The 20,952-nt window shown below is 71.7% G+C and carries 20 protein-coding genes and 1 tRNA gene; 9 read left to right on the forward strand and 12 right to left on the reverse strand.

Going from position 1 to position 20,952, the window contains the following annotated elements; genetic code table 11:
* The first annotated feature begins 63 nt into the window (after positions 1 to 63).
* Positions 64 to 136: transfer RNA gene (locus tag EV382_RS30435), tRNA-Ala, on the forward strand.
* Between the two features lie 63 nt (positions 137 to 199).
* On the opposite strand, the gene EV382_RS30440 is transcribed toward EV382_RS30435, so the two are convergent.
* The 8 genes from EV382_RS30440 to mgrA all read right to left on the reverse strand — a co-directional run bounded on the left by EV382_RS30440 (position 200) and on the right by mgrA (position 9,245).
* A complete protein-coding gene (locus EV382_RS30440) occupies positions 200 to 460 on the reverse strand; it encodes a YciI family protein (RefSeq protein WP_130407554.1) in 261 nt (86 codons plus the stop codon).
* A 90-nt stretch (positions 461 to 550) separates the two neighbouring features.
* Positions 551 to 1,855: an ATP-grasp domain-containing protein gene (locus tag EV382_RS30445; protein ID WP_130407556.1), complete on the reverse strand. Its 1,305-nt coding sequence runs from the start codon at positions 1,853 to 1,855 to the stop codon at positions 551 to 553.
* Positions 1,848 to 2,813 carry a sulfotransferase family protein gene (locus tag EV382_RS30450; RefSeq protein ID WP_130407558.1) on the reverse strand — a complete coding sequence of 322 codons (966 nt, stop codon included), beginning with the start codon at positions 2,811 to 2,813 and terminating at the stop codon, positions 1,848 to 1,850. The genes EV382_RS30445 and EV382_RS30450 overlap by 8 nt, the downstream gene beginning before the upstream one ends.
* A gap of 49 nt (positions 2,814 to 2,862) precedes the next feature.
* Positions 2,863 to 4,083 carry a peptidogalycan biosysnthesis protein gene (locus EV382_RS30455; RefSeq protein ID WP_130407560.1) on the reverse strand — a complete coding sequence of 407 codons (1,221 nt, stop codon included), beginning with the start codon at positions 4,081 to 4,083 and terminating at the stop codon, positions 2,863 to 2,865.
* Positions 4,073 to 5,398, reverse strand: coding sequence for an MFS transporter (locus tag EV382_RS30460; RefSeq protein ID WP_130407562.1), 1,326 nt, complete (start codon positions 5,396 to 5,398; stop codon positions 4,073 to 4,075). Before EV382_RS30460 ends, EV382_RS30455 begins: the two co-directional genes overlap by 11 nt.
* The gene (locus EV382_RS30465; RefSeq protein ID WP_130407564.1) at positions 5,388 to 7,136 is read right to left on the reverse strand and encodes a carbamoyltransferase N-terminal domain-containing protein; all 1,749 of its coding nucleotides are present in this window, start codon (positions 7,134 to 7,136) and stop codon (positions 5,388 to 5,390) included. Before EV382_RS30465 ends, EV382_RS30460 begins: the two co-directional genes overlap by 11 nt.
* 804 nt (positions 7,137 to 7,940) lie before the next feature.
* Positions 7,941 to 8,063, reverse strand: a complete 123-nt coding sequence (locus EV382_RS30470; RefSeq protein WP_030490864.1) for a 50S ribosomal protein L36 — start codon at positions 8,061 to 8,063, stop codon at positions 7,941 to 7,943.
* A 186-nt stretch (positions 8,064 to 8,249) separates the two neighbouring features.
* Entirely contained in the window at positions 8,250 to 9,245 is a 996-nt protein-coding gene (mgrA, locus tag EV382_RS30480) for an L-glyceraldehyde 3-phosphate reductase (RefSeq protein ID WP_130407568.1), read from the reverse strand.
* 70 nt (positions 9,246 to 9,315) lie between these two features.
* On the opposite strand from mgrA, the gene EV382_RS30485 reads away from it, so the two are divergent.
* The 7 genes from EV382_RS30485 to EV382_RS30515 all read left to right on the forward strand — a co-directional run bounded on the left by EV382_RS30485 (position 9,316) and on the right by EV382_RS30515 (position 16,799).
* Positions 9,316 to 10,296 (forward strand): aldo/keto reductase, encoded by a 981-nt coding sequence (locus EV382_RS30485; RefSeq protein WP_130407570.1) that lies wholly within the window; start codon positions 9,316 to 9,318, stop codon positions 10,294 to 10,296.
* Positions 10,297 to 10,301: 5 nt separating this feature from the next.
* Positions 10,302 to 10,799: a hemerythrin domain-containing protein gene (locus EV382_RS30490; protein WP_165435887.1), complete on the forward strand. Its 498-nt coding sequence runs from the start codon at positions 10,302 to 10,304 to the stop codon at positions 10,797 to 10,799.
* 55 nt (positions 10,800 to 10,854) lie between these two features.
* Entirely contained in the window at positions 10,855 to 12,099 is a 1,245-nt protein-coding gene (locus EV382_RS30495; RefSeq protein ID WP_130407574.1) for a sensor histidine kinase, read from the forward strand.
* On the forward strand, positions 12,096 to 12,752 hold the full coding sequence (locus EV382_RS30500) for a response regulator transcription factor (RefSeq protein ID WP_130407576.1): 657 nt from the start codon (positions 12,096 to 12,098) through the stop codon (positions 12,750 to 12,752). The genes EV382_RS30495 and EV382_RS30500 overlap by 4 nt, the downstream gene beginning before the upstream one ends.
* Positions 12,753 to 12,783: 31 nt before the next feature.
* Complete coding sequence (locus EV382_RS30505; RefSeq protein WP_130407578.1) at positions 12,784 to 14,241, forward strand: MoxR family ATPase; 1,458 nt, start codon at positions 12,784 to 12,786, stop codon at positions 14,239 to 14,241.
* Positions 14,242 to 14,243: 2 nt separating this feature from the next.
* Positions 14,244 to 16,196 carry a VWA domain-containing protein gene (locus EV382_RS30510; protein WP_130407580.1) on the forward strand — a complete coding sequence of 651 codons (1,953 nt, stop codon included), beginning with the start codon at positions 14,244 to 14,246 and terminating at the stop codon, positions 16,194 to 16,196.
* 102 nt (positions 16,197 to 16,298) lie between these two features.
* Positions 16,299 to 16,799 carry a hypothetical protein gene (locus EV382_RS30515; RefSeq protein ID WP_425271958.1) on the forward strand — a complete coding sequence of 167 codons (501 nt, stop codon included), beginning with the start codon at positions 16,299 to 16,301 and terminating at the stop codon, positions 16,797 to 16,799.
* Between the two features lie 185 nt (positions 16,800 to 16,984).
* Here the strand turns inward: EV382_RS30515 and EV382_RS30520 are convergent, their stop codons facing one another.
* Positions 16,985 to 17,974 carry a GlxA family transcriptional regulator gene (locus EV382_RS30520; RefSeq protein WP_425271959.1) on the reverse strand — a complete coding sequence of 330 codons (990 nt, stop codon included), beginning with the start codon at positions 17,972 to 17,974 and terminating at the stop codon, positions 16,985 to 16,987.
* Positions 17,975 to 17,993: 19 nt separating this feature from the next.
* Here EV382_RS30520 and EV382_RS30525 point away from each other — a divergent pair, with 19 nt between their 5' ends.
* Positions 17,994 to 19,349 carry an MFS transporter gene (locus EV382_RS30525; protein WP_425271960.1) on the forward strand — a complete coding sequence of 452 codons (1,356 nt, stop codon included), beginning with the start codon at positions 17,994 to 17,996 and terminating at the stop codon, positions 19,347 to 19,349.
* A gap of 13 nt (positions 19,350 to 19,362) precedes the next feature.
* On the opposite strand, the gene EV382_RS30530 is transcribed toward EV382_RS30525, so the two are convergent.
* From EV382_RS30530 to EV382_RS30540, 3 genes are read right to left on the reverse strand one after another with little or no spacing between them, the layout of a single operon-like run.
* Complete coding sequence (locus EV382_RS30530) at positions 19,363 to 20,067, reverse strand: RICIN domain-containing protein (RefSeq protein ID WP_130407582.1); 705 nt, start codon at positions 20,065 to 20,067, stop codon at positions 19,363 to 19,365.
* 47 nt (positions 20,068 to 20,114) lie between these two features.
* A complete protein-coding gene (locus tag EV382_RS30535) occupies positions 20,115 to 20,399 on the reverse strand; it encodes a DUF427 domain-containing protein (RefSeq protein ID WP_130407584.1) in 285 nt (94 codons plus the stop codon).
* Between the two features lie 37 nt (positions 20,400 to 20,436).
* On the reverse strand, positions 20,437 to 20,907 hold the full coding sequence (locus EV382_RS30540) for an aminoacyl-tRNA deacylase (protein ID WP_208758518.1): 471 nt from the start codon (positions 20,905 to 20,907) through the stop codon (positions 20,437 to 20,439).
* Positions 20,908 to 20,952 lie beyond the last annotated feature (45 nt).

Below are 20,952 nucleotides of genomic sequence, written 5' to 3' on the forward strand. Positions count from 1 at the left end.
GATGACCATGCGAGCCGGTCTGTGTATAGTTTCCCAGTGCCCGGGCGACCGGGACAACAGCAAGGGGCCGTGGCGCAGCTGGTAGCGCACCACACTGGCAGTGTGGGGGTCAGGGGTTCGAGTCCCCTCGGCTCCACCCTTGAGAAACGCCCTGGTCGGGATAACCCGGCCAGGGCGTTTCGCTTGCTACCGGCAGGTGCTACCGGACGATCGGGGACCACTCCCGCTGGCTGGTGATCGTCACCCCGGGGGTGCGGTAGTAGGGGTCGGCCGCGACGATCTCGGCGAACGCCTCGGCGTCCGGGACGTCGAAGATCAGCAGTGCGCCGGAGTCGTCGGCGAACGGCCCGGCCATGACCAGCCGGCCCTCCTGGTGCAGGGCCTGGAGACGCTCCCGGTGCGCCGGTCGGGCGGCGAGCCGGTCGGGTTCGTCGCCGAAGGACAGCTCCAAGATGAACACCGGTTCCTCCTCATCGGGGCGATCTCTCGAAGCACCCTAGTCGATCCGGTGCGCCACCGTCGTCTGGTCACGGGCACCCGTCAGTGGTGGTCAGGGATCGACGATGACGTCGATCGCCGCGCTCACCTGCCGCTCCAGGTCGTCGAGGTCGTCGAGGGTCGGGGCGTCGATCAGGAACGTCACCGCACGGTCACCGGACTCGCGCAGCTCACCGAGGCGCGTGCCGCGTTCCTTGAGCACGATGACGTGCCGCAGGGCGGGCGGTTCGTCGGCCTCGCCCGGCGCGATCACCGGCCACGGTTGCCCCTCCGGCACCCACTGCGGCTCCACGCCCGGCCAGCGCAGCTTCACGTCCTGCAACACTCCGGTCGGCTGGGGGAGGTAGACCTGGCGGGCGTACCGCCGGGGCGGGGGGTGCGCCGCCGGCTCGTCGAGCGCCACCTCCATGATCGTCTGCTCCAGCGCGCGACCGGTCGCCAGGTGGTAGAGCGGCATGATGCCGTCGCCGGGCGTACGGGCCGCCACCTCCATCAGGACCGGCCGACCGTCCCGGTCGAGGCGGAGTTCGGTGTGGACGATGCCGGCGACCAGACCGAGCCGGCCCACGATGTCGCGGTTGGCGGCGAGCAGGGTCTCGTGTTCCGTGCCGGGAGGCGCCGGCACGGTGTGGGCCATCTCGACGAACCAGTCGGAGCCGTCCTCGGTGGTCCGTTTCTGGGTCGCCGACTCGAAGACGATCCGACCGTGTTGGACGACCGCCTCCACCGAATACTCCGCGCCGGTGACGTACTCCTCGACCAGCAGGGTCTCCGCTTGCGGGTACTCGGTGAGCAGGTCGGGCAGGGCCTCGGGGTCGTGCACCGCCCGGACCCCGGAACTCGACCTCCGGCCCGAGGGCTTCAGCACCGCCGGAAACCGCACCGAACTCACGTCGAGCCCGGCGCGCCCCTGCGGTGGGACGACGACCAGCCGGGGACTCCACTGCGGCAGGTAGAACCGTTGCAGGTACTTGTTGCGACACACCCGCGCCGCGCGGACCCCCGGCCCGGGTAGGCCGAGCGCATCCGCCACGATCCCGGTCTGCTCGACGAGCATCTCGCCCGCGGCGTAGACCCCGACGATGTCGTACTCCTGCTGCCAGCGCTGGACGTGGGCGACCACACCAGAGGTGAAACTCCCCTCGATGCCGACCTCGCCGGTGACGAAGGCCGCGTCCGCGAGGTACGTCCCGGGACCCTCGCCCCGGGCCATGGCGGCCGTGGTGTCGGCCCGCCACTGTTCCGAGGTGATCAGCAGGATCCGCAGCCCTCGACCGGCGAGGTCGGCCAGGAAGCCCCAGTTGCGGGCGATGACCCGGTAGCCGCCGAGCAACAGGAAGGCGCGGGCCTCACTCATAGCCGTACTGCTCCAGGATGTCGCCGAACAGTTCGGTGAAACGGGCCTCGTTCCGCTTGGTGAACCGCTCCCGCCAGGTGCCCGTGGTGCCCCGGAAGAAGCTCCAGGAGCCCTGGTCGTAGACCTTGCCGGCGACCTCCTCGGCGTCGGCGTTGGACCCGACGTGGTGCAGCAACCGGTCCACGGCCTCGATCTGGCGTTGCCGGGACCCGCCGCCGCGCTCTCCCACGAGATCCTCGTAGCTGACCTTGCACACGTCGGGGTGCCGCAGCAGCCACAGCCCTCTCTCGAACTGGTCGCGGCCGAGGAAGGACGTGTCCCGCATCGCGTAGTCGAGCTTCTCCTCCCAGGTCGGCAGGGAGGTCAGGATGCGGTGAAAGATGTCGAACTCGTAGAAGTTGCCGTACCCCTCGCGGGTGCGCCCCTCCAGGAAGTTGACCATGGACACCAGGGCGTCCCGGGGGTCGCGGTAGTTGTAGATCAGCGGCGGTGTGGCGGTCTCCACCCACTCGGCGAAGAAGGACCCGTCCACCTTGCTGATGTCCAGCTCATGGAAGATCCAGCAGAGCCCGGCCGGGGTGTCCGCGAACCGGGAGTACGGCAGGTGCGGGTTGGTGATCACCGAGTCGGCGAAGTCGAACCGGGTCTGCCCGTACCGGTTGACGACGTGCTGGCCCAGCCGGCGTTGCCAATGCCAGCCCAGCGCGGACCAGGCCTCCTGGGTGCGGAGCAGGTACTCCTCCGTGCCCTCCAGTTCCAGCAGCTCGTCGTAGTCGGACTTCGACAGGGTGAGCGCGGCGATCTGACGCCGCTGCGCGTCGGTGAACTCTGGCGTGTTGCGGGGGGTCGGCCGGGGCACCCCGGCCATCTTGTACCCCAGATTGGTCATCAGACCCTGCATGAGGTGAGTGCCGGTCTTCTGCAGCGAGATCACCATGGCACGAGGGGCCAGCGGCATGTCGGTCTCCCGGTGGGTCGTGCGTCGGATGCGACGCGGAACGAGGGGATCAGCGGACGTAGGCGGCCAGGTGGCCGGTGGTGCGCTCGTCGAGGAATCGAAGGAGCCGGGCGAACGACTCCCGCCGGCGCTCATCGGGTGTCCACAGCCAGAACTCCCGTTTGGCGACCCGGGCGCCCCGGCGGAACTTCGGCGCGAACGCCTCGAACCCCAGGCGGTACCGGGGTACGCCGGCCCGGATGCACGACTCGACCGGCTGACCGAACACCAGATGGTGGTAGGCGACGCTGGTACCCGTGACGTCGTAGTCGCTGCCGTAGCCGAGCGTGCAGCAGCCGTGCCGGCCGTACATCTGCACGGTGCACGCGAGGACCTCGGCGTCGGAACGGCCCGCCACGGCCACCCGGATGGCGTCGGGGAGCACCGCCGCCAGGTACGCGCGGGCCGCCCGCAGTTGCGGCCGGTTCGGTGCCGCGCCGTTGCGCTCGCCGGTACGCGCCTCCAGGTCCACGATCCGGTCGACGTGATCGGCGAGGGGCACCTCGCGGACCTGGAGCCCGGCCCGGGTCACCTCCCGCTCGGCCAGCCGGTAGTTGCGGCGGATCTCGGCGTTCTGCCCGTCCAGGAACGCCTGGTAGGTGGGGTAGCCGGCCAGGTGCAACGCGGACGCAGCGGTGACCGAACCCCGGACGAAGCCGGCGGTTTCCAGGAGTTCGGGCAGCAGTTCGTCGTCGGCGGCCACGTACGGGAGGACCACCGCTCCCGCTCGCCCCTGCCGGACCAACTCCTGAAGGGCCGCCACGACCTCCCGGCCGGCCTGCCGCCGGCGGGCGATGTCGACGTCGGCGGCGGTGAACAGCGGGCTGCGGTCGTAGGTGCGGACGACGAGGGGCTCTCCGAGGGTGGTGGTGAGCCACTCCGCGAGATCGCCCGACTCCGGTGCGTCCGAGCCGAGCGCGCCGAGCAGGGCCCGGTGCTCGGCGCGGATCCGGGTCGCGTCGTCGTCCGGGGTGAGTCGGAGGAACTGCTCCTCGGTGAGGAGCTTCCACGGGTGGCTGAACAGGCCCGTCCCGGCCACGGCGGTGACCGCGTGGATCGCGGCCACCGGCCCCCGGTCGTCGTCAGCGGTGACCAGCAACGCGTCGCCGGGCTCCAGTCGTTCGCGAAAGCGCAGGTAACCGTGGGCCGCGTCGGGCTCGGCGTCGGCGGCCAGCCGGGCCCAGGTCTCCTCGTCGACGGCGGAGATGCCGCCGGTCACGTCAGTCGCCATGCCGGATGGACCGTTCCTTCCGAGTCGTCGTGTCCGCGAGGGCCTGCACCTCGGCTATCTGGGCCGCCGTGCGCAGCGGGGAGGCGTACAGCAGCAGCGACGAGACGGTGAGCGAGACGGCCACCACCCAGACCGCCGTGGTCGCCCCGGCCAGGTCGGCCAACACCCCGCCGAGCAGTGCCCCGACCGGCAGCGAACCGAAGGCCGCGATGCGGTAGCTGGCGGTCACCGCGCCGAGCAGGACGGGAGGGGGGACCTGCTGCCGCACGGTGACCGCCAGGACGTTGTAGACCGCCAGCGCCGCCCCGTTGATCACGAAGCCCGCCCCGATCAGCACGGTCGCCGTGCCGGCCGCGGCGAGCCCGGGCACCAGCAGCAGCCCGAGCGCGGCGACCGTGATCGAGACGGTCAGCGCGCGTCCGAGGTGCAGTCGGGCCCCGATCCGCCCGGCGACGAGGGAACCGACCAGCGCCCCGACGCTGCCGAGCCCGATGACCAGGCCGATCAGGCCGCCGGAGAGCCCGAGGGTTCGCACGCCGTACACCAGGAAGACCGTCGCGAAGGCCTGCTCGTGCAGGTTGAAGAGGGCCGACTGTACGCACAGGTCCCGGATCGGTCGGCTCCGCCAGACGTAGGCCAGCCCGGCGCGGATCGTGGGCGCGTCGCCCCGGTCGGCCGCCGGACCCAGGGCGCGAGCCGGGAGGGCCGCCATCGCCATCGCCGCCGCGCAGAACAGCGCCCCGGTGACCACCGCGGCCCAGGAGGCGCCGGCGGACTGGACGATGAACCCGGCCGCCGCCGGCCCGGCCATCTGGGTCACCGAGGTGGTCGCCTGCAACAGGCCGTTGCCGGCCACCAGCCGGTCGCCGTCCAGCAGCCGGGGTGCGGTGACCTGGGACCCGATGTCGTGCAGCACCGCCGCCGAGCCGATGAGGAACGCGCCCACCAGCAGTGCAGTGAAGACCAGGCGGTCGGTGGCGGCCAGGGCCCCGATGCCGAACAGCACGACGCCGCGCGCCGCGTTGCCGGTGACCAGGATCCAGCGCAACGAGGTACGGGCGGTCCAGGTGCCCACCAGCAGGGAGAACGCCAGCACCGGCACGAACTGGGCCGCGCCGACCAGCCCCACCTGGGTGCCGCTGCCGGCCAGCAACGTCACGACCAGCAGGGAGAGCCCGAAGGCGGTGATCTGGTGTGCCGACCGGGCGGCCAGGTCGCCCAGCCAGAGGGTACGGAAGGCCGGCTCCCGCAGCGGGGGGCGCGGTGGCGCGCCGACGTCCGTACCCTCTGGCAGGCGCCGGATGTCAGCTGACACCGGTGCCGGTGACGCTCGCTGACGCGTCCGACGAGGTGACCCTGCGGTACAGCGCGTTCTCGCTCCAGATGAGGTCGACCTGGCCCCACTCCATCGCCGACACCACGTCGGGGAAGAAGCTGCGGCCGTTGTAGTTCGCGCTGGTGTTGCAGAGCACCGGGATGCCGCTCCACTTGTGGTACTCGCGCAGGACGGCCGCGAGCATCGGGTTGTCCTCGGCGCTGACCGTCTGCAACCGGGCCGTCCCGTCGAGGTGGATCGCCGCCGGGATCCGGTCCACCCAGTCGGGGCGTACCCGGTGGTCGAAGAGCATGTACGGGTCCGGGGTGCCCGGGTCGAAGACCGTCGGAGCCTGATCGGTCAGGCAGATCGGCGCGACCGGCCGGAAGCTCTCCCGACGCTTCATCCGGTTGAGTTCGTCCTTCATCGCCGGGTCCACCGCCGGGGCGAGGATGCTGCGCGCCCCGAGTGCGCGGGGGCCCAGCTCGGCGCGGCCGTGCAGGACCACCACCGGCTTCCCGGTGCGGTGCAGCAGCCGGGCCAGCTCCTCCGGTCGACATGGTGCCACCGTCCAGCCCGCCGGTACGTGTGAGTTGTGCACGAGGTCGGGGCCGGCGAAGACGTTCCACGAGATCGGCGTCAGGCGCTGCTCTCCGCTGATCAGGATGGCGCCGGTGCCGATGGCCGAACCGGAGTCGTCCGGGAAGGGGGGCACCCACATCTCCCGGATGGCCTTGTGTGCCCGCATGGCGCTGTTCCACTTGATGTTCAGGGCGCAGCCGCCGGCGAAGCAGAGGTTCCAGGGGCCGTCGCCCTTCCAGGATTCGGCCTTGGCCACGAGCCGCTCGACGAGCAGCTCCTCGATGAACTCGTGCACGCTGGCGAGCACGTCGTCGTCGGAGACGCCCAGTTGGTCCGTGCGCCGACGGACGTCCTCAAGATAGGCGTGCACGTAGGCGTGGGAGGGCTCGCCGGTGCTGCCGCAGCCGATGATCTCCTCCCGGTATTTGCGGACGGCCGGGCTGTCGGCCTCGAAGTGCTCGTGAAACAGCTCCCCGAGGACCTGCTTGATCGGTTCCCGGGCGGTGCCGAGGGCGATGTAGGCCATCAGCTTCCCGGCCACCGAGAGGTCGTCGACGTTGCGGGACAGCTTGTCGCGCCGGTACGGCCCGAAGTGCTGCGAGGCCATCGAGTAGAAGTGCCCGATCAGGGGAAAGACCTCGCCGCCGGGCTCGATGCGGCCGTCCTTGTCCACGGAGTAGAGCCGGGGGAAACACCCGCCGTCCCAGACCAGGACGAGGCTCGGCTCGCCCCGGCGGGCGAAGGGGCTGGTGCTGTACGCGGCCGCGAGGTGGCTCGCCACATGCACGTGACTGACGTACGGCACGGTGGCGTCGCCGATGGGCAACTCGCCCCGGTGGCCCGGCTGCGCCGGATTCGGCACCCGCTCGGTCTCCCGGTAGGGGGCCAGGTGAACGTCGACCGGGCTGCCGTTGTTGAGCCGGTGCGCCTGCCCGTGGATGGCGCCGTCCCAGCCGTCCAGTGCCCACTGGTCGACGTCGGAGATCTTGTAGCCGAAGTCGCCCAGGATCCGGGCGATCAGCGTGAGGTCGTCCACGTCGCTGTATCGGCGGTTGTTCTCCAGTTTCTGCGCCTCGACGTTGAACTCCAACACGTCGTCGTGGAAGAGGGCGACGCCTCCGCTCTGTGTGAGCTTTACTCCGCAGGTAATACGCATAGCTGTCTCTCCCCGTTATCGGCGACCTCAAATTCCTATCGATGTTCCACCGGCAAGTCAACCCCTAGACCCATTGCCTAAGCCGATCGGCAACCCTTGAGCTGCGCGAACATGAGTGACGCTGCTCGATGTTGTGCGTCACCTGCGTCAGGCCAGGAAGATGTCGGTGAGAGCCCTCTCCGAGATGCCGCAATGCCTATGGGTCTAATAGGATTTAGATTTTCCGTCATCTGAAATTCGCGCGTCACGAGTTGGTAACGCCGCGTTGTCAGCTGACAGGGTTGGGGGCGTACCGGATCACCCGGACGGCGTTCCAGTTGACGTATTAGCAGCTCAGCAGGGCTGCGATCGGCATGGGGGATCAATGAGTGGCAATGAGGCCAGTCGGCGGCTATCTTCGACCAGGGGTCCGGCGCGGTCCGGCGGCCCTCCGGTCGACGAAGCGGATCTTGAGCGATGGATACGCGATATCCTGCAATCGACGCATCCACTCCGACTCGGCTCAGAATTGCGTCGAGCGGAACGCGCCGCGAGAGCCAGATTCTCTGACCCGACAATTGCGCAAGCGGTCCACCGCGCCGTCACCGCCACAATGAACAGGCGTGATTGAGCGCCCATCAGTAAGTTCACGACACCTGCTGGTTTCGGTCCGGAATGGTGTTGGCGAAAACATTGTTCGCCAGGGCGACCTTTCCTTGTCCGGCGACCGGTGTCCGTGTCGTCCGGTCAGGGGCGTACGCAAAAACGCCCCGACCGGATGACCCGGTCAGGGCGTTGGTGACGATATGTCCGGTAAGGGCTACATCAGCCCTGCCGGCTCTTCCACTGCGGGTTGGCGCGGTTCACCACGACCACCCGGCCGCGACGGCGGACCACCACCGAACCCGGCTTCTGCTTCAGTGCACGCAACGAGCTACGTACCTTCATCTCTGCCTCCTCGGTGCAAGCGGTTCCGAGTATCGAAACGCCGCACCCACCCGCCAGATTCCCGCGACCTGGGCGTACCGGTGGCGTCGGTGACCGACCTCGGCGGCCGGCAGTGCGAGGTCCGCAACCACCGGGCCGGGCGGCGTCGGATCTGGTGACCCGACCCGCCCGCGACCGGTGCGGTGCTCAGCTCAGCTGCTGCTCGATCTCGGCCAACTCGTCGGCGGTGAAGTCGAGGTTGTCGAGTGCGGCGATGTTCGTCTCCAACTGCTCGACGCTGCTCGCCCCGATGATCAGGCTGGTCATCCGTGGGTCGCGCAGCGCCCAGGCCAGCGCGAGCTGCGCCAGGGACTGGCCGCGCCGCTCCGCGATCGCGCCGAGCCCACGGATGGTGGACATCTTCTCCTCGCTGAGGTCGCTCTCGTTGAGGAAGACGCTGGTGCGGACCCGCGAGTCGGCCGGGATGCCGCCCAGATAACGGTCGGTCAGCAGACCCTGGGCCAGCGGGCTGTACGCGATGCAGCCCGCACCGACCTGCTCCAGCGTGTCGAGCAGGCCGTCGGACTCGGTCCAGCGGTTGAGCATCGAGTACGAGGGCTGGTTGATCAGCAGCGGCGTACCCAGGTCGCGCAGGATCGCGGCAGCCCGCGCGGTCTGCTCGGAGGTGTAGTTGGAGATGCCGACGTAGAGCGCCTTGCCGGAGCGGACGACGGCGTCCAACGCCCCCATCGTCTCCTCAAGCGGAGTGTCCGGGTCGAAGCGGTGCGAGTAGAAGATGTCGACGTAGTCCAGCCCCATCCGGCTCAGCGACTGGTCCAGCGACGAGATCAGGTACTTGCGCGAGCCCCACTCGCCGTACGGGCCGGGCCACATCAGATACCCGGCCTTGCTGGAGATGACCAGCTCGTCCCGGTACGGCTTCAGGTCGGTGGCGAGCATCCGACCGAAGTTCTCCTCCGCCGAGCCGGGCGGTGGGCCGTAGTTGTTGGCCAGGTCGAAGTGGGTGACCCCCAGGTCGAAGGCGCGCCGCACGATGTCGCGCTGCCGTTCGAACGGGCGGTCCGGACCGAAGTTGTGCCACAGGCCGAGCGAGACGGCGGGCAGTCGCAGGCCACTGCGTCCGCTGCGCCGGTAGGTCATGGTGTCGTAGCGGTCATCCGCGGCGAGATAGGTCACGATCATGAGCCTAGTGCGGGCGCAGCGTGGCGGGGATCGGGCGTGCGAACCGGGACATCGGGGTAGTTTCGACGCCATGCGGTTCATTGCGCTCGACACCCCCAAACCGCTGTCCAAGATCGGGTTGGGCACCTGGCAGTTCGGTTCCCGGGAATGGGGGTACGGCCCGGACTTCGAGCGGCAGGCGGCGCAGATCGTCCGGCGGGCCGTCGAGCTGGGCGTGACGGTCTTCGACAGCGCGGAGGTCTACGGCTTCGGGCGCAGCGAACGCATCCTCGGCGCGGCCCTCGGCGACGACCGGCCGAAAGTGGTGGTCGCCAGCAAGATCCTGCCCGTGCTGCCGGTGGCCGCGGTGGTGCAGCAACGGGCGGTCGCCTCGGCGGCCCGGCTCGGCGTCACCCGCCTCGACCTCTACCAGGTGCACCAGCCCAACCCGCTGGTCGCCGACCACAGCACCATGCGTGGCATGCGGACCCTGCAGGACGTCGGGCTGGTCGACGAGGTGGGCGTGAGCAACTACGGGCTGCGCCGCTGGCAGGTCGCCGAAGCGGCGCTCGGCCGGCGGGTGCTCAGCAACCAGGTGCGCTACAGCCTGCTGGACCGCGCACCCGAACGGGACCTGCTGCCGTACGCGCGGCAGGCCGGCCGGGTGGTCATCGCGTACAGCCCGCTCGCGCAGGGCTTCCTCTCCGGCCGCTACGACGCCGCGAACCCGCCGACCGGCGCGGTCCGGCGCGCCAACCCGCACTTCCTGCCGGAGAACCTCGAACGTGGCGCCCCGCTGATCGACACCCTGCGCCAGGTCGCCGACGCCCACGACGCCACTCCCAGCCAGATCGCCCTGGCCTACCTGCTGCGCCACCCGAACGTGCTCGCCATCCCCGGGGCGTCCGGGGTCGAGCAGATGGAACGCAACGCCGCCGCGGCCGACATCGACCTCGCCGACGACGAGTACGCGGCGCTGGCCGAGGCCGCGAAACGCTTCCGCCCGATCACCGGACTCGCCGCGATGCCCGCGATGCTGCGCGCCCGGTTCGGCAACCCAACCGGAAAGTGAGCACAGTGGACGACATCACCGCACTGATCCTGGACGACCACGCCGCCTTCCGGCGCGGCTTCGCCCGCCTCGACGACGCCCGCGACGAGCAGGAGATGCTCGCCATCTGGGACGCCCTCGCCCTGCACCTGGACATCCACGCCGAGGCCGAGGAGGCGATCCTCTACCCGCACCTGGTCAAACACGGCGACGACGGCGAGGACGAGACCGCCGACGCGATCGGCGACCACAACAAGATCCGCGACGCCATCGCCGAGGCGAAACTGCACCCGGTCGGCTCGGATCAGTGGTGGGCGGCGGTCGGCACGGCCCGCCGGGAGAACAGCGAGCACCTGGCCGAGGAGGAGGACGAGGCGCTGCCCGACTTCCGCCGGCACGCCAGCACCGACCTCCGCGCCGAACTGGGCCGACGCTGGCTGACCTTCTACGGCGAGCACAAGAACGGCCGCAACCTTCCGTTCCGCGACAAGGACCCGCAGCAGTACGTCGCCGACCACCGCTGACATCTCCCCGGCACGGGGGAGTCGCCGGGGCCGGCCCCGACCGCAGAATGGCGGGGTGACCCTCCGCGCGGCGCTGGCCCCGCTGGTCGCCGGCACCACCTGGCGACGCGGCGTGTTCCTGCTGCTCGGCGGCGTGCTGGCGCTGCCGTACGGGATCCTCGCGGTGATCTTCGCCCAGATGCTCGCCGACTCGGCGATCCCGCGCCCGCTGGTCTACATCCTGCTGGTCATCGCGGTGCTGATCGCCGTGGTCCCGTTGCTGCTCGACGGCAGCCGGGTGTTGGAGATCGCCGCCGTCCGGGCTCTGCTCGGTGTCGACCTGCCCGAACCCGCGCCCGGGCACCACGGCGACCGGGAGACCCGGCTGCGCAGCGCGCTCTGGATCGCCACCCACCTCATCGTCGGCGCGCTGGTGATGATCGCGCTGATCAGCGCCCTGCCGATGGCGCTGGCGTTCATCGCCCAGCAGTTCGGCATCGGCGTCGAGGTGACCAGCCGGGGAGGGCTCGGGCCGCTGGACGGACAGGACAGCGGCTGGTTGGCCCTGACCGGGGTGCTCCTGCTGGTCGGTCTCGGCTACGCCGTCGCCGGGCTCGGCGCGCTCGCCGGATCCATGGCGCCCGTGCTGCTCGGCCCGGCCCCGGCGGAGCGGATCGCCGCCCTCGAAGCGCAGGCCACCCGGCTCGCCGAACGCAACCGGCTGGCCCGGGAGCTGCACGACTCGGTCGGTCACGCGCTGACCGTGGCCACCCTCCAGGCCGGGGCCGCCCGCGAGGTCCTCGACACCGACCCGGAGTTCGTCCGGCGGGCGCTCACCGCCATCGAGGACGTCGGGCGGACCGCCATGGACGACCTCGACCACGTGCTCGGGCTGCTCCGGGAGAACAGACGCGACCGGCCGGTGGTGGCGCCGCAGCGTACCCTCGCCGACCTGGACCGGTTGGTCACCGACGCCCGCGCGACCGGCCTGGCGGTGCACGCTCACCGCGCCGGCGACCCGACGCGGGTGCCCGCGGCCGTCTCCCGGGAGGGTTACCGGATCGTTCAGGAGGGACTGACGAACGCCGCCCGGCACGGCCACGGACCCGTGACGGTACGCCTGGACCTGCACCCGGACGCGCTGGAGCTGGAGTTGGTCAACGCGGTGCGCCACCCCGACCGGGCCGGGCCGGGGCGGGGCGGTCGAGGTCTGGACGGCATGCGGGAGCGGGTGCTGCTGCTCGGCGGCCGGCTCACCGTCGGTCCGGACGGCGACCGGTGGCTGATCCGGGCCCGCCTGCCCTACCAGGAGACCCGATGACCACCGGCGTGCTCATCGTCGACGACGACGAACTGATCCGGGTCGGGCTGCGGGCCATCATCGACGCCCAACCCGACCTGCGCGTGCTCGCCGAAGCCGCCGACGGGGCCGAGGTGCCACCGCTGGTCGCCCGGCACCGGCCCGACGTGGTGCTGATGGACGTGCGGATGCCCGGCATCGACGGCATCCAGGCCACCCGGCACCTGCTGGCCACCTCCGCCGACCCGCCCCGGGTGCTGGTGGTCACCACGTTCGCCAACGACGAGTACGTCTACGAGGCGCTGCGCGCCGGCGCCTCGGGTTTCCTGCTCAAACGGGCCCGGCCCGCCGAGGTGGTGGAGGCGGTCCGGGTGGTCGCGGCCGGCGAGTCGCTGCTCTTCCCGGCCGCGATCCGCCAGCTCGTCGGGGCGTACGGGCCGGCGGGCGGGGACCGGTTGAGCGCCGCCCGGCTCACCGAACGGGAAGCCGAGGTGCTGCGGTTGATGACCACCGGCCGGTCCAACCCGGAGATCGCCGCGCACCTGGTGGTCGGGGTCGAGACGGTCAAGACGCACGTCGGCAACGTGCTGGCCAAGCTGGGCGTCCGCGACCGTACGCAGGCGGTCATCGCCGCCTACGAGTCCGGTTTCGTCACCCCGTCCGGCCCAGCTTAGCCCCGGGTTGCCGCGCAAAATGTGAGCTAGCGTGGGTCGGGTGACTGCGCCTACCCCGGTAATCCCGGTTCCACCGGCCGACCTGCCCGGCACGCTCGGCGCGCTTCGGGCGGCCGGTCACCAGTACCGCACCGTCAAGCAGGAACTCCGCGACAACCTCCTCGCCCGGATGCGCTCCGGCGAGACCCGTTTCCCCGGCATCGTCGGCTACGACGACACGGTGCTGCCCGAGGTCGAGCGGGCCCTGCTCGCCGGGCACGACCTGGTGCTGCTCGGCGAGCGCGGCCAGGGCAAGACCCGGCTGATCCGCTCGCTGGGCGCGCTGCTCGACGAGTGGACCCCGGTCCTGCCCGGCTCGGTGCTCAACGAGCACCCGATGCACCCGCTCACCCCGGCGTCCCGCGCCCAGGTCGCCGAGGCCGGCGACGATCTGCCGATCGGCTGGCTGCACCGCTCGATGCGGTACGGCGAGAAGTTGGCCACCCCGGACACCAGCGTCGGCGACCTGATCGGTGACGTCGACCCGATCCGCATCGCCCAGGGTCGTACCCTCGGCGACCCGGAAACCATCCACTTCGGGTTCGTGCCGCGCACCAACCGGGGCATCTTCGCCGTCAACGAACTGCCCGACCTGGCCGAGCGCATCCAGGTGGCGTTGCTCAACGTGTTGGAGGAGCGGGACATCCAGGTTCGCGGCTACCAGCTGCGGCTGCCCCTGGACCTGCTCCTGGTGGCCAGCGCCAACCCGGAGGACTACACCAACCGGGGCCGGATCATCACCCCGCTCAAGGACCGGTTCGGCGCGGAGATCCGCACCCACTACCCGGTCGACCTGGAGTTGGAGCTGGCGCTGATCCGGCAGGAGGCCGACCTGGTCGCCGAGGTGCCGGAGCACGTCCTGGAGGTCCTGGCCCGGTTCGCCCGTGCCGTCCGCGAGTCGCCGTCGGTGGACCCGCGCTCCGGTGTCTCCGCCCGATTCGCCATCGCCGCCGCCGAGACGGTCGCCGGTGCCGCGCTGCGCCGCGCCGGTCTGCTCGCCGCCGGTACCCCGCAGGGGCGCCCCGAGGCCGCCGTCGCCCGCGTCGGTGACGCGGTGTCTGTGACCAGCACCCTGCGCGGCAAGGTCGAGTTCGAGAGCGGCGAGGAGGGCCGGGAGACCGAGGTCCTCGCGCATCTGCTGCGTACCGCGACCGCCGAGACGTTCCGGGCGCACCTCGCCGGGCTGGACCTGTCCGGGTTCACCGCCCTGGTCTCCGACGGTGCCGCGATCGAGACCGGCGAGTTGGTCAGCGCCGCTGAGCTGCTGCGCCAGGTCGGCACCGTGCCCGGGTTGGCGAAGGTCCTGGACCGGCTCGGCCTGGGCGACTCGCCCACCTCGGAGGAGGCCGCCGCCGCCGTCGAGTTCGTGCTGGAGGGGTTGCACCTGACCCGCCGGCTCGGCAAGGACGTCGCCGACTCGGGGCGCACCGTCTACGGCGGCCGGGGCTGACCGTGGCCGGCAACCGGTTCCGGTACGGGCAGTGGACCGGCGGGCCCGACCCGCTCGCACCCCCGTACGACGTGCGCGAGGCCGTTGACGCGGTCGGTGCCGAGGTGCTGGCCGGCGGCAGCCTGCGGGAGGCGCTGCGCGACCTGTTGCGCCGTGGCCCGCAGGGGCGCGGTGGGCTGGACGACCTGGCCGCCCGGGCTCGGCGGCTGCGCCGGGAGGCGCTGCGCAGGGGCGACCTGGACGGCGCGGTGACCCGGGCCCAGGCGTTGCTCGACCAGGCCCTCGCCGCCGAGCGGGACGAGCTGCGGGGCCGCGACGACGACGCCGCGCGGTTCGCCGAGACGGTGTTGGACAATCTGCCCCGCTCGACCGCGCGGGCGGTGGAGGAGCTGTCCGGCTACCAGTGGGCCAGCGACGACGCCCGCCGTTCGTACCAGCAGATTCTCGACCAACTCCGCGACGACGTGCTCGGTCAACGCTTCGCCGGGCTGCGCGACGCGGTACGCGCCTCCGCCGACCCGGCCGCCCAGCAGCGGCTCGCCGAGATGATGGCCGACCTGAACGACCTGCTCGCCCGGCACGGTCGCGCGGAGGACACCACCGACGCGTTCGCCGAGTTCATGCGCCGGCACGGTGACTTCTTCCCGGAGAAGCCGGCGACCGTCGACGAGTTGATCGACGTGCTGGCCCGCCGGGCCGCGGCCGGGGAGCGGCTGATGAACTCGCTCTCCGAGCGGCAGCGCGCCGAGCTGGCCGGCCTCATGCAGCAGTCGCTCGGCGACCGCCTCGCGGGCGAGCTGTCCGCGCTCGACGCGAACCTGCGGACGCTGCGACCCGATCTGCGCTGGGGGCGGGGCGAGCGGGTCCGAGGCGACCGGCCGCTCGACTACGCCGACGCGGCGGGCGCGTTGGGCGAGATCGGCGAACTGGACGACCTGCTGGACCAGCTCGACCAGGACCACCCGGGGGCGACCCTCGACGACGTGGACGTCGACGCGGTGGCCCGCACGCTGGGCCGGGACGCGGCCGACGACGTTCGCCGGCTGCGCGATCTGGAGCGGGAGCTGCGCCGCCAGGGCTGGGTGAGCCGGGACGCGGAGGGGCTCACGCTGAGCCCGAAGGCGCTGCGCCGGCTCGGTGGGACGGCGCTGCGGCGGGTCTTCGCCGAGCTGACCGCCGGGCCGCGCGGCCAGCACGACCTGCGTTCGGCCGGTGCGGCGGGCGAGGTCAGCGGCGCGTCCAGACCCTGGCAGTACGGCGATGAGCAACCGTTGGACGTGGTCCGGACGCTGACCCGGGCGGTCAGTCGGGCCGGGCCGACGGTTCCGGTGCAGCTCGCGGTGGACGACTTCGAGGTGGTGGAGACCGAGAAACGGGCCTCGGCCGCGGTGGTGCTCTGCGTCGACCTGTCGTACTCGATGATCTCGCAGGGTCGTTGGGGGCCGATGAAGCAGACGGCGCTGGCGCTGGCACACCTGATGGAGACGCGCTTCCCGCAGGACGCCCTGCAGATCGTGGGCTTCGGCCGGGAGGCGATGACGCTCACCCAGCAGGAGTTGGCGGCCGTGGAGCCGGACATGGAACAGGGCACCAACCTGCAGCACGCGCTGCGGTTGGCGGGCCGGCACCTGCGCCGGCATCCGGACGCCGAGCCGGTCGTGCTGGTGGTCACCGACGGCGAGCCGACCGCCCACCTGGACCCGGACGACGGGGAGGCGCTGTTCCACTGGCCGCCGCTGCCGGAGACGATCGAGGCGACGGTCCGCGAGGTGGACCGGCTGAGCCGCTACGGCGCCACGCTCAACCTGTTCATGCTCGGCGACGACCCGGGTCTGCGCCGCTTCGTCGACGCGGTGGCCCGCCGCAGCCGGGGCCGCATGTTCACCCCCGACACCGACGACCTGGGCGAGTACGTGGTCAGCGACTACCTTCGCTCCCGCCAGTCTCGCCGCTAGCCAACCTCCTAGCCGCCCTCCATGCCGCCCCACCCCGTCGATCATGCAGTTGTGGTGGGTGACAAATGCTGCCCGTCCGGGTGAACCGGGCACCACAACTCCATGATCGACGGGGTGGGGCGGTGGGGTAGGGTTGTGGTGGAGAGTGGCGGGTTGCGGCGTGCCTATGACGGGGTGTTTGGTGAGATCGACATTGGGGGGTTTGGTCCGGCTCCGCAGGGACAGCTCAGCGCCGAGCAGATCGTCGCGCATCTGGTCGCCAACGACGAGCTGATGATCCAGGCCACCGAGGCGCTGCTGGCCGGGTCGCCGTTCGCGTACTACGAGTTGGAAGAGGACATGCACCGTCCGCAGCTCGACGCGCTCGCCGCCGAGCAGGGTGGTCTGCGTGGACTGACGGCGCTGCTGCACGGCACCAGTGATCGGCTGTGCGGGCTGGTCGACCAGCTCGGGCTGGCTGCGGAGACTCCGGTCGAGACGCACCTTCGCGAGGGCTTCGACCTCATCGTCGACGAGCCGCTGCCCTGGTCCCGGACCCTGGACCTGCACACCCGGGTCCACCTCCCCAAACACCAGGCCCAACTCCGACTCCTCCGCGCCTGAGACGCATCGCCGGCGCGGGGCGGCAGCGCCCGGGCTTGGCGCGGGCAGGGGCAGGCCGGTCTGCTGAGCCTGATGTCTGTGAGGCATCAGGATGTCGCACAGACATCACGCTCTCCGGAGTTGCCGGCCCGGGCGGGCGCGTTTCACCGGCGTGCGTGCTGGGCCGGGTGGCGTGGCCGACCGACTCAGGTGTCGACCAACTCGGGGCGGGGGTGGAAGGTGCGGCGGTAGGTGGAGGGGGCCACCCCGATGCGCTGGTGCAGTTGCTGGCGTAGGGCGGCGGTGGTGCCGAAACCCGAGCGGTGGGCGATCTGGTCGACGGTGAGGTCGGTTGTCTCCAGCAGCAGCCGCGCGTGGTCGGTGCGCTGTTGCAGCAGCCACTGGGCCGGGCTCAGACCGGTCTCCGACCGGAAGCGCCGGGTGAAGGTGCGCACACTCATCCGGGCCTGCTCGGCCAGGTCGCGCAGCGCGATCGGCTCGTGCAGCCGCTGCCGCGCCCACTCCCGGGCGCCCGCCGTGCTGGAGTCGGTCGCCTTCGGCACCGGCTGTTCGATGTACTGCGCCTGGCCGCCGTCGCGCCACGGTGGCATCACGCAGCGGCGGGCCGCCCGGTTGGCCACCTCGCTGCCGTGGTCGAGGCGGATGACGTGCAGGCAGAGGTCGATGCCGGCGGCGACCCCGGCCGAGGTGAGCACCCGGTCGTCGGCGATGAAGAGCACGCCCGGGTCGAGGTCCACCCGGCCGTGCAGGTGGCGGAAGCGCTCGGCGTACGCCCAGTGGGTGGTCGCCCGCCGCCCGTCGAGGAGCCCGGCGGCGGCGAGCACGAACGCCCCCGTGCAGATCGACATGATCCGGGCCCCCCGCTCGTACGCCGCGCGCAGCGCCCCGGTCACCTCCGGCGAGATGGTGCCCGACGTCAGCACGGCGCCGTCGTGGATGCCGGGGACGATCACCGTGTCGGCGGTGTCGAGCAGTTCCAGGCCGTGGTCGGGGACCACCTGGAAGCCGGCGGTGCTGCGCACCGGCTGCCCGCCCGGGGTGCACACCCGCGCGTCGTAGAAGGGTGTCCCGTCGGCGGCCCGGGCGGTGCTGAACACCTGGGACGGGGTGCCGAGGTCCAGGCCAACCACCTGGTGCAGAGCGAGGACGGCGATTCGGTGCGGGCCAGCGGTCATGGCCCGATTATTGCGCATGATGGCTTTCCGGCCACTCGTCGCGGTGCCCGGCGCGGCCCAGACTTGCTCCGTGACCAAGAACCGTCGTCTGCATCCCGCCTGGCTGGTCGCCGCCGTCGCCTTCGTGGCGCTGGTCGGCGCGGCGGGCTTCCGCGCCACCCCGTCGGTGCTGCTGCACCCACTGCACGAGGAGTTCGGCTGGCCGCTGGCCACCATCTCCGCGGCCGTCTCCGTCAACCTGTTGCTCTACGGGCTCACCGCGCCGTTCGCGGCAGCCCTGATGGACCGGTTCGGCATCCGCCGGGTGGTCTCGGTGGCGCTGCTGCTGGTCGCCGCGGGCAGCGGGTTGACGGTGTTCATGACCGCCAGCTGGCAGCTCCTGCTCTGCTGGGGTGTGCTGGTCGGGCTGGGCACCGGCTCGATGGCGCTGGCGTTCGTGGCCACCGTCACCGGCCGCTGGTTCGTCCGCAGACGGGGTCTGGTGACCGGAGTGCTGACCGCTGGCGGGGCGGCCGGGCAACTCGTGTTCCTGCCACTGATCGCCATCCTGGTACGCGATCACGGCTGGCGGACGGCGGCGCTCGTCGTCGCCGCAGCGGCGCTGGCGGTCGTACCCCTGGTGGTGTGGCTTCTGCGCGAGCACCCGGCGGATCTCGGCCTGCCCGCCTACGGGGCGACCGAGGTCGTCGCGGCACCACCGGCGACCGGTGGCGCGGCGACCCGGGCGCTCGGCGCGCTGGCGACGGCGGCCCGGACCCGACCGTTCTGGCTGCTGGCCGGAGGGTTCGCGATCTGCGGCGCGACCACCAACGGCCTCGTCGGTACGCACTTCGTGCCGGCCGCGCACGACCACGGCATGGCCCAGACCACCGCGGCCGGGTTGCTCGCCCTGGTGGGGCTCTTCGACATCGTCGGCACTATCGCCTCCGGCTGGCTCACCGACCGGGTGGACAGCCGGCTGCTGCTCGGCATGTACTACGCGCTGCGGGGGTTGTCCCTGCTGGTGCTGCCGAGCCTGTTCTCCGGCAGCGCTGAGCCGAGCATGCTGGTGTTCATCGTCTTCTACGGCCTGGACTGGGTGGCCACCGTGCCGCCGACCGTGGCGCTGTGCCGGGAGTACTTCGGCGGGGCCGGGGCGGTGGTGTTCGGCTGGGTGTTCGCCGCGCACCAACTCGGCGCGGCGGTCGCCGCCACCGGCGCGGGGCTGGTCCGGGACCGGCTGGGCGACTACGCGATGGCCTGGTACGTGGCGGGCGCTCTGTCGATCGGCGCCGCCGGGCTGTCGTTGCTGCTGCGTCGACGACCGGGCCGAGCGGTGCCGGAGGCCGTGCTGCTCGCCGCGACCGCGCCCCGGGCCTGGAGCTACCGGGGCTGAGCGGGTTGGCTGGTCAGCCCAGGGTCCACTGCTGGGCGGGTCGGCCGTCGCAGGCGCGCTGGCGGATCTCGTCGTCGGGCTCGTTGCCGTCGTCGTCGGCCTGCGCGCACCTGCCGCTGTGCGCGGCCACCACCAGCACCGGGCCGGTTCCGGTGGCGGACAGCCGCCATTGCTGGTTGGCCCCACCGTGGCAGGGGAACTGGAGCAACCGCGCGCCGTCGTCGGTACTGCCGCCCTCGACGTCCAGGCACTGCCCGTGGGCGGCGTTGGTCAGCGTCACCACGCCCGCGCCGGCCGGGTTGACGACCCACTGCTGCTCCGGACCGCCGGTGCAGACGGCCAACTCCGCCCCCGCCTCCTTGTCGTCGCCGTCGAGCCCCAGGCAGAGCCCGGACGCGACCCGTAGCACCCGGGGGCCGGTGGTCGGTGCCGCCGAGGGCGTCGGTGACGGCTCGACCGATGGGGTCGGGCTCGGCTCGGCCGCCGGGCTGGTGGCCTCCGCCGCGCTGGCCGGCGCGCCGACCGGGGCCGGCACCGTCGGCTCGTCGTCGCCGTCGAGCAGCCCGGTCGCGAAGACCACCCCGAGGAGTACGCCCACCAGGCCGACTCCGAGCGCCACCCGCAGCAGCGGGTCGGCGAGCGGGCCGGAACGCGCGGCCCGTCGGCGGCCGCCGTAGACGGTGCCGGCGGGGTCGGGGCGTTCCTCGGGCGCGGGCATACGGGCCATCCTCACCCACCGCCGTCGGCCACGGCCAGTCGGTGCCGTCAGTCGACGACCCGGACGTCCTTCCAGAACGCCACCCGGTCACGCACCATCTCGGCGTCCGGTTTGGGCTCCGGGTAATACCAGACCGCGTCCTTGCTGGTGCTGCCCTCGTGCTCAAGGGAGTAGTAGGAGGCGGTGCCCTTCCAGGGGCAGACGGTGTGCGTCGTGGACTCGCGGATCAGGTCGTCACGCAGGGCGGAGCGAGGGAAGTAGTGGTTGCCCTCCACCAGCACGGTGTCGTCGCTCTCGGCGACGACCAGGTCGTTCCACACGGCTTTTGGCATGCCCCAACACTATTCCGCGCCGCCCACCGGGCTGTGCTCAGCGGGCGGGCTGTGGGTCGGTGACGTCGGCGACGGTGGCGTCGAGGGCGGCGATCGCGACGTCGGCGGCGATCGCGATGGCGAGACCACGCTCGCCGGCGCCCAAGGTGATGTCCCGGCCGCGCAGGCGCTCGTCGGCGACCACCGGCCAGGCCGTGCTCGCGCCGAACGGGGTGATGGTGCCGCGTTCGTAGCCGGTGGCGGCCAGGGCGCCCGCCGCGTCCGGCATGGAGAGCCGGTGCACCCCGAGCAGGGCGCGCAGCTTGGGCCAGGCGATGACCCGGTCGCCGGGGGTGAGCACGAACAGGTGATCGGCTTCACCGCGGCGTACCACGATCGTTTTGACCACGTCGGGGACGGCCACGCCCTGGGCGGCGGCGGCCTCCGCGAGACTGCCGACCGCACCGTGGCTGACCAGGCGATACGGGAGTTGGGCGGCGTCCAGGGCGGCGATCGCTGGCGATGGCATGCCCGCCACGGTAGCCGCCGGGCCTGCCACCGGACGGGAAACTGC

This window comes from Micromonospora violae, assembly GCF_004217135.1.
Lineage (GTDB): Bacteria > Actinomycetota > Actinomycetes > Mycobacteriales > Micromonosporaceae > Micromonospora > Micromonospora violae.